This is a genomic window from Tenacibaculum profundicola (assembly GCF_057220795.1).
The window spans coordinates 3,269,825-3,284,302 of record NZ_CM170137.1; the positions used below are offsets into that span (position 1 = coordinate 3,269,825).

The following is a 14,478-nucleotide window of genomic DNA, read 5'->3' on the forward strand; positions in this document are numbered from 1 at the left end:
CGATGGAGTATTGGATAGCACAACAGATAATGATAATGATGGAATTGTGGATTCAGCCGATGCCGATGATACTGATGTTTCAGCAGGAACAACAGCAACAGTAGTAGATACTGATGGTGATGGTACTCCAGACTTCCAAGATACGGATAGCGACAATGATGGTATTTCAGATTTAGTAGAAAGTGGCACCGATGGAGCCTTAGATGCTGATAATGATGGTGTATTAGATGTTCAAACAGATACTGATGGTGATGGTATTGCCGATGCAGTAGATCCAGACAATGGAGGTACAGCATCAAGCACGCCTGATACCGATGGCGATGGTATTCCAGATAATCAAGATTTAGACAGTGATAATGATGGTCTTAGTGATGTGGAAGAAGCAGGAGGCACCGATAGTGATGGCGATGGTCAGATTGATACGAATGACTTAGTAGATGGCGATAATTTACCAGACAATGATGGTAATGGTATTGCCGATGTAATAGATCCAAACAATCCAAATTTACCAGGGGTTTTAGATACCGATGGTGATGGGGTAGTCGATGACAATACCGATACCGATGGTGATGGTATTGCAGACGTGATTGATGGAGATCCTACTAATTTTGGTGATGCCACAGTAGTTGAAACGGATGGTGATGGAGATGGTATTGTAGATCGTTATGATTTAGACGATGACAACGATGGTGTTTTAGATAGTGTAGAAGACAATGGAGATCCTAATAGAGATACCGATGGTGATGGTATTGTAGACCGATTGGATTTAGACAGTGATGGTGACGGGATCTTAGATATAGAAGAGAGCGGTCAAGATTCTTCGGTAGTAGATACTGATGGCGATGGAGTATTGGATAGCACAACAGATAATGATAATGATGGAATTGTGGATTCAGCCGATGCCGATGATACTGATATTTCAGCAGGAACAACTGCAACAGTAGTAGATACTGATGGTGATGGTACTCCAGACTTCCAAGATACGGATAGCGACAATGATGGTATTTCAGATTTAGTAGAAAGTGGCACCGATGGAGCCTTAGATAGTGATAATGATGGTGTATTAGATGTTCAAACAGATACCGATGGTGATGGTATTGCCGATGCAGTAGATCCAGACAATGGAGGTACAGCATCAAGCACGCCTGATACCGATGGTGATGGTGTTCCAGATAATCAAGATTTAGACAGCGATAATGATGGTCTTAGTGATGTAGAAGAAGCAGGAGGCACCGATAGTGATGGCGATGGTCAGATTGATACGAATGACTTAGTAGATGGCGATAATTTACCAGACAATGATGGTAATGGTATTGCCGATGTAATAGATCCCAATAATCCAAATTTACCTGGAGTTTTAGATGGAGATGGTGATGGGGTAGTCGATGATAATACCGATACCGATGGTGATGGTATTGCCGATGTGATTGATGGAGATCCTACCAATTTTGGTGATGCCACAGTAGTTGAAACGGATGGTGATGGAGATGGTATTTCAGATCGTTATGATTTAGACGATGACAACGATGGTATTTTAGATAGTGTAGAAGATAACGGAGATCCTAATAGGGATACCGATGGTGATGGTATTGTAGATCGATTGGACTTAGACAGTGATGGCGATGGGATCTTAGATATAGAAGAGAGCGGTCAAGATTCTTCGGTAGTAGATACTGATGGCGATGGAGTATTGGATAGTACAACGGATGATGACAATGATGGAATTGTAGATTCAGCCGATGCCGATGATACTGATGTTTCAGCAGGAACAACAGCAACAGTAGTAGATACTGATGGCGATGGTACTCCAGACTTCCAAGATGCGGATAGCGACAATGATGGTATTTCAGATTTAGTAGAAGGAGGTACCGATGGAGCCTTAGATGCTGATAATGATGGTGTATTAGATGTTCAAACAGATACCGATGGTGATGGTATTGCCGATGCAGTAGATCCAGACAATGGAGGCACAGCATCAAGCACGCCTGATACCGATGGCGATGGTGTTCCAGATAATCAAGATTTAGACAGTGATAATGATGGTCTTAGTGATGTAGAAGAGGCAGGAGGCACCGATAGTGATGGCGATGGTCAGATTGATACGGGTGACTTAGTAGATGGCGATAATTTACCAGACAATGATGGTAATGGTATTGCCGATGTAATAGATCCAAACAATCCAAATTTATCAGGAGTTTTAGATGGCAATGGTGATGGTGTAGTCGATGACAATACCGATACTGATGGTGATGGTATTCCTGATGTGATTGATAGAGATCCTACCAATTTTGGTAATGCTATAGTAGTAGATACTGATAGCGATGGTGATGGTGTTTCAGATATTTCTGATTTAGACGATGACAATGATGGTATTTTAGATAGTGTAGAAGACAACGGGGATCCTAATAGAGATACTGATGGTGATGGTATTGTAGACCGATTGGATTTAGACAGTGATGGTGACGGGATCTTAGATATAGAAGAGAGCGGTCAAGATTCTTCGGTAGTAGATACTGATGGCGATGGAGTATTGGATAGTACAACGGATACTGACAATGATGGAATTGTAGATTCAGCCGATGCCGATGATACTGATGTTTCAGCAGGAACAACAGCAACAGCAGTAGATACTGATGGTGATGGTACTCCAGACTTCCAAGATTCGGACAGCGACAATGATGGTATTTCAGATTTAGTAGAAAGTGGTACCGCTGGAGCCTTAGATAGTGATAATGATGGTGTATTGGATGACCAAACAGATACCGATGGTGATGGTATTGCCGATGCAGTAGACCCAGACAATGGAGGTACAGCATCAAATAGTCCTGATACCGATGGTGATGGTATTCCAGATAATCAAGATTTAGATAGTGATAATGATGGTCTTAGTGATGTGGAAGAAGCGGGAGGCACCGATAATGATGGCGATGGTCAGATTGATACGGGTGACTTAGTAGATGGCGATAATTTACCAGACAATGATGGTAATGGTATTGCCGATGTAATAGAACCAAACAATCCAAATTTACCAGGAGCTTTAGATGGTGATGGTGATGGTATAGTCGATGACAATACCGATACGGATGGTGATGGTATTGTAGATGTGATTGATGGAGATCCTACCAGCTTTGGAGATGCCACAGTAATTGAAACGGATGGTGATGGTATTCCAGATCGTTATGATTTAGACGATGACAACGATGGTATTTTAGATAGTGTAGAAGACAATGGAGATCCTAATAGAGATACCGATGGCGATGGTATTGTAGACCGATTGGATTTAGATAGTGATGGCGATGGGATCTTAGATATAGAAGAGAGCGGCCAAGATTCTTCGGTAGTAGATACTGATGGCGATGGAGTATTGGATAGCACAACAGATAATGATAATGATGGAATTGTGGATTCAGCCGATGCCGATGATACTGATTTTTCAGTAGGAACAACAGGAACAGCGGCAGATACTGATGGCGATGGTACTCCAGACTTCCAAGATACGGACAGCGACAATGATGGTATTTCAGATTTAGTAGAAAGTGGTACCGATGGAGCCTTAGATAGTGATAATGATGGTGTATTAGATGTTCAAACAGATACCGATGGTGATGGTATTGCCGATGCAGTAGATCCAGACAATGGAGGTACAGCATCAAGCACGCCAGATACCGATGGCGATGGTACTCCAGATAATCAAGATTTAGATAGTGATAATGATGGTCTTAGTGATGTAGAGGAAGCAGGAGGCACCGATAGTGATGGTGATGGTCAGATTGATACGAATGACTTAGTAGATGGCGATAATTTACCAGACAATGATGGTAATGGTATTGCCGATGTAATAGATCCAAACAATCCAAATTTATCAGGAGTTGTAGATACCGATGGCGATGGTGTAGTCGATGACAATACCGATACGGATGGTGATGGTATTCCTGATGTGATTGATGGAGATCCTACCAATTTTGGTAATGCTACAGTAATTGGAACCGATAGTGATACCGATGGTGATGGCGTTAGTGACGAGTTAGATTTAGACGCTGATAATGACGGGATTTTGAATGAGCAAGAGTGTTATAGTTCCGATTTTAAGTGGGCTAATTCATATACTACGACTGCTGATCCCAAGGAGATTACGTCAACAATTGCAGGGATCAATGTAACGTATTCATCTACGGCTGATATAACTTTAACAGGAAACCTTTATGGACAAAGTGAATTCCCTGCAGAATATGGGGTTCCAAATACGAATCCATCAATTAGAAATCTTGAGGCGGATGTAAATACGGTTACATTTTCATCACCTATTAAAGATCCAGTGTTAGTCTTTACGTCTATAGGGCAACCAGGGCTTTTTGTACCTATTATCTTCAGTTCACCCATACAGTTAATTTGGTCTAAGGACGTAAGTGTCGATTCTCCTACGCAGATTACCGGAGAAGAAGGGTATGCAATCGTTAAGGTTTTAGGAGAGCATTCATCTATTACATTTGAATATGGGGCAGCAGAGAATTTTTGCAATTTTGTATTAGGCGCTGATATTGGAACCTATTGTGATACAGATTCTGATGGTACACCAGATTATTTAGATTTAGATAGTGATGGTGATGGTTGTTATGATGCCTTAGAAGGAGCAGGAAGTGTTATTTCATCACATTTAGATGTCAATGGAAGAATTGATTATGCAACTAATGGCGGAGTAGACACCAATGGAGTTCCTAACTTGGTAAATTCAGGAGGAGCTGCGGATACTGATTCAAATCAGGGTCAAGAAACTGCAGTTGCAGTGGTAGATGCTTCCGATAGCACGTCTTGTTGTGATGCTTCAGTATCAGGATTTACAGATACAGATTCAGATAACATAGCTGATAGCTGTGATTTAGACGATGACAATGATGGTATTTTAGATAGTGTAGAAGACAACGGAGATCCTAATAGAGATACCGATGGTGATGGTATTGTAGACCGATTGGATTTAGATAGTGATGGCGATGGTATTTTAGATATAGAAGAGAGCGGTCAAGATTCTTCGGTAGTAGATACTGATGGCGATGGAGTATTGGATAGTACAACGGATAATGATAATGATGGAATTGTAGATTCAGCCGATGCCGATGATACTGATGTTTCAGCAGGAACAACAGCGACAGTAGTAGATACTGACGGTGATGGTACTCCAGACTTCCAAGATACGGATAGCGACAATGATGGTATTTCAGATTTAGTAGAAAGTGGCACCGATGGAGCCTTAGATGCTGATAATGATGGTGTATTAGATGTTCAAACAGATACCGATGGTGATGGTATTGCCGATGCAGTAGATCCAGACAATGGAGGTACAGCATCAAGCACGCCTGATACCGATGGTGATGGTGTTCCAGATAATCAAGATTTAGACAGCGATAATGATGGTCTTAGTGATGTAGAAGAAGCAGGAGGCACCGATAGTGATGGCGATGGTCAGATTGATACGAATGACTTAGTAGATGGCGATAATTTACCAGACAATGATGGTAATGGTATTGCCGATGTAATAGATCCAAACAATCCAAATTTACCTGGAGTTTTAGATGGAGATGGTGATGGGGTAGTCGATGACAATACCGATACGGATGGTGATGGTATTGCCGATGTGATTGATGGAGATCCTACCAATTTTGGTGATGCCACAGTAGTTGAAACGGATGGTGATGGAGATGGTATTTCAGATCGTTATGATTTAGACGATGACAACGATGGTATTTTAGATAGTGTAGAAGATAACGGAGACCCTAATAGAGATACCGATGGTGATGGTATTGTAGACCGATTGGATTTAGATAGTGATGGCGATGGTATTTTAGATATAGAAGAGAGCGGTCAAGATTCTTCCGTAGTAGATACTGATGGCGATGGAGTATTGGATAGCACAACAGATAATGATAATGATGGAATTGTGGATTCAGCCGATGCCGATGATACTGATGTTTCAGCAGGAACAACAGCAACAGTAGTAGATACTGATGGTGATGGTACTCCAGACTTCCAAGATACGGATAGCGACAATGATGGTATTTCAGATTTAGTAGAAAGTGGCACCGATGGAGCCTTAGATGCTGATAATGATGGTGTATTAGATGTTCAAACAGATACCGATGGTGATGGTATTGCCGATGCAGTAGATCCAGACAATGGAGGTACAGCATCAAGCACGCCTGATACCGATGGTGATGGTGTTCCAGATAATCAAGATTTAGACAGCGATAATGATGGTCTTAGTGATGTAGAAGAAGCAGGAGGCACCGATAGTGATGGCGATGGTCAGATTGATACGAATGACTTAGTAGATGGCGATAATTTACCAGACAATGATGGTAATGGTATTGCCGATGTAATAGATCCAAACAATCCAAATTTACCTGGAGTTTTAGATGGAGATGGTGATGGGGTAGTCGATGACAATACCGATACGGATGGTGATGGTATTGCCGATGTGATTGATGGAGATCCTACCAATTTTGGTGATGCCACAGTAGTTGAAACGGATGGTGATGGTGATGGTATTCCAGATCGTTATGATTTAGACGATGACAACGATGGTGTTTTAGATAGTGTAGAAGACAACGGGGATCCTAATAGGGATACCGATGGTGATGGTATTGTAGACCGATTGGATTTAGATAGTGATGGCGATGGTATTTTAGATATAGAAGAGAGCGGTCAAGATTCTTCGGTAGTAGATACTGATGGCGATGGAGTATTGGATAGCACAACAGATAATGATAATGATGGAATTGTGGATTCAGCCGATGCCGATGATACTGATGTTTCAGCAGGAACAACAGCAACAGCAGTAGATACTGATGGTGATGGTACTCCGGATTTCCAAGATGCGGACAGCGACAATGATGGTATTTCAGATTTAGTAGAAGGAGGTACCGATGGAGCCTTAGATAGTGATAATGATGGTGTATTAGATGACCAAACAGATACTGATGGTGATGGTATTGCCGATGCAGTAGATCCAGACAATGGAGGTACAGCATCAAGCACGCCTGATACCGATGGCGATGGTATTCCAGATAATCAAGATTTAGACAGTGATAATGATGGTCTTAGTGATGTAGAAGAAGCGGGAGGCACCGATAGTGATGGCGATGGTCAGATTGATACGGGTGACTTAGTAGATGGTGATAATTTACCAGACAATGATGGTAATGGTATTGCCGATGTAATAGATCCAAACAATCCAGATTTATCAGGAGCTTTAGATGCCGATGGTGATGGGGTAGTCGATGACAATACCGATACTGATGGTGATGGTATTGCCGATGTGATTGATGGAGATCCTACCAATTTTGGAGATGCCACAGTAATTGAAACGGATGGTGATGGTGATGGTATTCCAGATCGTTATGATTTAGACGATGACAACGATGGTATTTTAGATAGTGTAGAAGATAACGGGGATCCTAATAGAGATACTGATGGCGATGGTATTGTAGATCGATTGGACTTAGACAGTGATGGTGATGGGATTTTAGATATAGAAGAGAGCGGTCAAGATTCTTCGGTAGTAGATACTGATGGCGATGGAGTATTGGATAGCACAACAGATAATGATAATGATGGAATTGTGGATTCAGCCGATGCCGATGATACTGATGTTTCAGCAGGAACAACAGCAACAGCAGTAGATACTGATGGTGATGGTACTCCAGACTTCCAAGATTCGGACAGCGACAATGATGGTGTTTCAGATTTAGTAGAAAGTGGTACCGCTGGAGCCTTAGATAGTGATAATGATGGTGTATTGGATGACCAAACAGATACCGATGGTGATGGTATTGCCGATGCAGTAGACCCAGACAATGGAGGTACAGCATCAAATAGTCCTGATACCGATGGTGATGGTATTCCAGATAATCAAGATTTAGACAGTGATAACGATGGTCTTAGTGATGTAGAAGAAGCGGGAGGCACCGATAATGATGGCGATGGTCAGATTGATACGGGTGACTTAGTAGACGGTGATAATTTACCAGACAATGATGGTAATGGTATTGCCGATGTAATAGATCCAAACAATCCAAATTTACCAGGAGGTGTAGATGCCGATGGCGATGGGGTAGTCGATGATGATACCGATACCGATGGTGATGGTATTGCCGATGTGATTGATGGAGATCCTACCAAGTTTGGTGATGCCACAGTAGTTGAAACGGATGGTGATGGTGATGGTATTCCAGATCGTTATGATTTAGACGATGACAACGATGGTGTTTTAGATAGTGTAGAAGACAACGGGGATCCTAATAGAGATACCGATGGTGATGGTATTGTAGATCGATTGGATTTAGATAGTGATGGCGATGGGATCTTAGATATAGAAGAGAGCGGTCAAGATTCTTCGGTAGTTGATACTGATGGCGATGGAGTATTGGATAGTACAACGGATAATGATAATGATGGAATTGTAGATTCAGCCGATGCCGATGATACTGATGTTTCAGCAGGAACAACAGCGACAGTAGTAGATACTGACGGTGATGGTACTCCGGATTTCCAAGATGCGGACAGCGACAATGATGGTATTTCAGATTTAGTAGAAGGAGGTACCGATGGAGCCTTAGATGCTGACAATGATGGTGTATTAGATGACCAAACAGATACTGATGGTGATGGTATTGCCGATGCAGTAGACCCAGACAATGGAGGTACAGCATCAAGCACGCCTGATACCGATGGTGATGGTATTCCAGATAATCAAGATTTAGACAGTGATAACGATGGTCTTAGTGATGTAGAAGAAGCGGGAGGCACCGATAATGATGGCGATGGTCAGATTGATACGGGTGACTTAGTAGACGGTGATAATTTACCAGACAATGATGGTAATGGTATTGCCGATGTAATAGATCCAAACAATCCAAATTTACCAGGAGGTGTAGATGCCGATGGTGATGGGGTAGTCGATGACAATACCGATACCGATGGTGATGGTATTGCCGATGTGATTGATGGAGATCCTACCAATTTTGGTGATGCCACAGTAGTTGAAACGGATGGTGATGGTGATGGTATTCCAGATCGTTATGATTTAGACGATGACAACGATGGTGTTTTAGATAGTGTAGAAGACAACGGGGATCCTAATAGGGATACCGATGGTGATGGTATTGTAGATCGATTGGATTTAGACAGTGATGGCGATGGGATCTTAGATATAGAAGAGAGCGGTCAAGATTCTTCGGTAGTTGATACTGATGGCGATGGAGTATTGGATAGTACAACGGATAATGATAATGATGGAATTGTGGATTCAGCCGATGCCGATGATACTGATGTTTCAGCAGGAACAACAGCAACAGCAGTAGATACTGATGGTGATGGTACTCCGGATTTCCAAGATGCGGATAGCGACAATGATGGTATTTCAGATTTAGTAGAAGGAGGTACCGATGGAGCCTTAGATGCTGACAATGATGGTGTATTAGATGACCAAACAGATACTGATGGTGATGGTATTGCCGATGCAGTAGACCCAGACAATGGAGGTACAGCATCAAGCACGCCTGATACCGATGGCGATGGTATTCCAGATAATCAAGATTTAGATAGTGATAATGATGGTCTTAGTGATGTAGAAGAAGCGGGAGGCACCGATAGTGATGGCGATGGTCAGATTGATACGGGTGACTTAGTAGACGGTGATAATTTACCAGACAGTGACGGTAATGGTATTGCCGATGTAATAGATCCAAACAATCCAAATTTACCAGGAGTTTTAGATGCCGATGGTGATGGGGTAGTCGATGACAATACCGATACCGATGGTGATGGTATTGCCGATGTGATTGATGGAGATCCTACCAATTTTGGTGATGCCACAGTAGTTGAAACGGATGGTGATGGTGATGGTATTCCAGATCGTTATGATTTAGACGATGACAACGATGGTGTTTTAGATAGTGTAGAAGACAACGGGGATCCTAATAGGGATACCGATGGTGATGGTATTGTAGATCGATTGGACTTAGACAGTGATGGCGATGGGATCTTAGATATAGAAGAGAGCGGTCAAGATTCTTCGGTAGTTGATACCGATGGCGATGGAGTATTGGATAGTACAACGGATAATGATAATGATGGAATTGTGGATTCAGCCGATGCCGATGATACTGATATTTCAGCAGGAACAACAGCAACAGCAGTAGATACTGACGGTGATGGTACTCCGGATTTCCAAGATGCAGATAGCGACAATGATGGTATCTCAGATTTAGTAGAAGGAGGTACCGATGGAACCTTAGATGCTGACAATGATGGTGTATTAGATGACCAAACAGATACTGATGGTGATGGTATTGCCGATGCAGTAGACCCAGACAATGGAGGTACAGCATCAAGCACGCCTGATACCGATGGCGATGGTATTCCAGATAATCAAGATTTAGACAGTGATAACGATGGTCTTAGTGATGTAGAAGAAGCGGGAGGCACCGATAATGATGGCGATGGTCAGATTGATACGGGTGACTTAGTAGACGGTGATAATTTACCAGACAATGATGGTAATGGTATTGCCGATGTAATAGATCCAAACAATCCAAATTTACCAGGAGTTTTAGATGCCGATGGTGATGGGGTAGTCGATGACAATACCGATACCGATGGTGATGGTATTGCCGATGTGATTGATGGAGATCCTACCAATTTTGGTGATGCCACAGTAGTTGAAACGGATGGTGATGGTGATGGTATTCCAGATCGTTATGATTTAGACGATGACAACGATGGTATTTTAGATAGTGTAGAAGACAACGGAGATCCTAATAGAGATACCGATGGTGATGGTATTGTAGATCGATTGGACTTAGACAGTGATGGCGATGGGATCTTAGATATAGAAGAGAGCGGTCAAGATTCTTCGGTAGTTGATACCGATGGCGATGGAGTATTGGATAGTACAACGGATAATGATAATGATGGAATTGTGGATTCAGCCGATGCCGATGATACTGATATTTCAGCAGGAACAACTGCAACAGCAGTAGATACTGACGGTGATGGTACTCCGGATTTCCAAGATGCGGATAGCGACAATGATGGTATCTCAGATTTAGTAGAAGGAGGTACCGATGGAACCTTAGATGCTGACAATGATGGTGTATTAGATGACCAAACAGATACTGATGGTGATGGTATTGCCGATGCAGTAGACCCAGACAATGGAGGTACAGCATCAAATAGCCCTGATACCGATGGTGATGGTATTCCAGATAATCAAGATTTAGATAGTGATAATGATGGTCTTAGTGATGTAGAGGAAGCAGGAGGCACCGATAGTGATGGCGATGGTCAGATTGATACGGGTGACTTAGTAGATGGTGATAATTTACCGGACAGTGACGGTAATGGTATTGCCGATGTAATAGATCCAAACAATCCAAATTTACCAGGAGGTGTAGATGCCGATGGCGATGGGGTAGTCGATGATGATACCGATACCGATGGTGATGGTATTCCTGATGTGATTGATGGAGATCCTAACAATTTTGGAGATGATTCTATAATAGATGCTGATAATGATGGCGATGGTATTCCAGATCTTTATGATTTAGACGATGACAACGATGGTATTTTAGATAGTGTAGAAGATAACGGAGATCCTAATAGAGATACCGATGGCGATGGTATTGTAGACCGATTGGATTTAGACAGTGATGGCGATGGGATCTTAGATATAGAAGAGAGCGGTCAAGATTCTTCGGTAGTTGATACCGATGGCGATGGAGTATTGGATAGCACAACAGATAATGATAATGATGGAATTGTGGATTCAGCCGATGCCGATGATACTGATATTTCAGCAGGAACAACAGCAACAGCAGTAGATACTGACGGTGATGGTACTCCGGATTTCCAAGATGCGGATAGCGACAATGATGGTATCTCAGATTTAGTAGAAGGAGGTACCGATGGAACCTTAGATGCTGACAATGATGGTGTATTAGATGACCAAACAGATACTGATGGTGATGGTATTGCCGATGCAGTAGACCCAGACAATGGAGGTACAGCATCAAGCACGCCTGATACCGATGGTGATGGTATTCCAGATAATCAAGATTTAGATAGTGATAATGATGGTCTTAGTGATGTAGAGGAAGCAGGAGGCACCGATAGTGATGGCGATGGTCAGATTGATACGGGTGACTTAGTAGATGGTGATAATTTACCGGACAGTGACGGTAATGGTATTGCCGATGTAATAGATCCAAACAATCCAAATTTACCAGGAGGTGTAGATGCCGATGGCGATGGGGTAGTCGATGATGATACCGATACCGATGGTGATGGTATTCCTGATGTGATTGATGGAGATCCTAACAATTTTGGAGATGATTCTATAATAGATGCTGATAATGATGGCGATGGTATTCCAGATCTTTATGATTTAGACGATGACAACGATGGTATTTTAGATAGTGTAGAAGATAACGGAGATCCTAATAGAGATACCGATGGCGATGGTATTGTAGACCGATTGGATTTAGATAGTGATGGCGATGGGATCTTAGATATAGAAGAGAGCGGTCAAGATTCTTCGGTAGTAGATACTGATGGCGATGGAGTATTGGATAGTACAACGGATAATGACAATGATGGAATTGTAGATTCAGCCGATGCCGATGATACTGATGTTTCAGCAGGAACAACAGCAACAGCAACAGATAGTGATGGTGATGGTACTCCAGACTTCCAAGATAGGGATAGCGACAATGATGGTATTTCAGATTTAGTAGAAGGAGGTACCGATGGAGCCTTAGATGCTGACAATGATGGTGTATTAGATGACCAAACAGATACTGATGGTGATGGTATTGCCGATGCAGTAGACCCAGACAATGGAGGTACAGCATCAAGCACGCCTGATACCGATGGCGATGGTATTCCAGATAATCAAGATTTAGATAGTGATAATGATGGTCTTAGTGATGTAGAAGAGGCAGGAGGCACTGATAGTGATGGCGATGGTCAGATTGATACGGGTGACTTAGTAGATGGTGATAATTTACCGGACAGTGACGGTAATGGTATTGCCGATGTAATAGATCCAAACAATCCAAATTTACCAGGAGGTGTAGATGCCGATGGCGATGGGGTAGTCGATGATGATACCGATACCGATGGTGATGGTATTCCTGATGTGATTGATGGAGATCCTAACAATTTTGGAGATGATTCTATAATAGATGCTGATAATGATGGCGATGGTATTCCAGATCTTTATGATTTAGACGATGACAACGATGGTATTTTAGATAGTGTAGAAGATAACGGAGATCCTAATAGAGATACCGATGGCGATGGTATTGTAGACCGATTGGATTTAGATAGTGATGGCGATGGGATCTTAGATATAGAAGAGAGCGGTCAAGATTCTTCGGTAGTAGATACTGATGGCGATGGAGTATTGGATAGTACAACGGATAATGATAATGATGGAATTGTAGATTCAGCCGATGCCGATGATACTGATGTTTCAGCAGGAACAACAGCAACAGCAACAGATAGTGATGGTGATGGTACTCCAGACTTCCAAGATAGGGATAGCGACAATGATGGTATTTCAGATTTAGTAGAAGGAGGTACCGATGGAGCCTTAGATATGGATAACGATGGTGTATTAGATGTTCAAACAGATACCGATGGTGATGGTATTGCCGATTCTGTAGACTTAGATAATGAAGGTACTCGTATAGATATACCAGATACAGATAATGATGGAACCCCAGATTATCAAGATTTAGACAGTGATGGTGATGGTGTTGATGATGTAATAGAGGCTGGTGGAACCGATAGTGATGGTGATGGAGAGATCGATTCAGGTGACTTAGTAGATGGAAATGATCTCACCGATACTGATGGTGATGGTAATCCAAATTATCAAGATGATGATGATGATGGTGATGGTATTTTAACTTCTGAGGAAGATGTTGATGGCGATGGAGATTCAACCAACGATGATAGTGATGGTGATGGCATACCAAATTATTTAGATACGGATGATGATGGTGATGGTATAGATACAGCAGATGAGTATGCTGATTTAAATGGTGATGGTAATCCAGATGATGCCTTAGATACGGATGAAGATGGTGCCCCAGATTATATGGATCCAGATACTATGGAGTGTTTAACAGTTTATAATGAGTTTACACCCAATGACGATGGTTATAATGACACCTTAGTAATATCTTGTATAGAAAATGATCAGTATAAGAATAATAGACTAGAGGTATATAACCGCTGGGGTAATTTAGTGTACAGCAAAGACAGCTACGACAATAGTTGGGATGGTACTTCTAATGGTCGTTTTAATGTTCAGGTAGATAAGCAATTACCTTCAGGGACTTATTATTACGCCTTAGACTTAGGAGATGGTAATAAACCCAAATTAGGTTGGATATATATCAATAGAGATTAATCACAAAA

1 protein-coding gene (running past one end of the window) is annotated in these 14,478 nt (G+C 42.1%); it reads left to right on the forward strand.

What is annotated here, in order from left to right; all coding sequences use genetic code 11:
• On the forward strand, positions 1 to 14,470 hold the end of the coding sequence (locus tag AC2TDS_RS13865) for a lectin-like domain-containing protein (protein WP_484736173.1). It extends 16,721 nt beyond the left edge of the window; only the last 14,470 of its 31,191 coding nucleotides appear in the window; its start codon lies off the left edge, out of view; its stop codon occupies positions 14,468 to 14,470.
• Positions 14,471 to 14,478 lie beyond the last annotated feature (8 nt).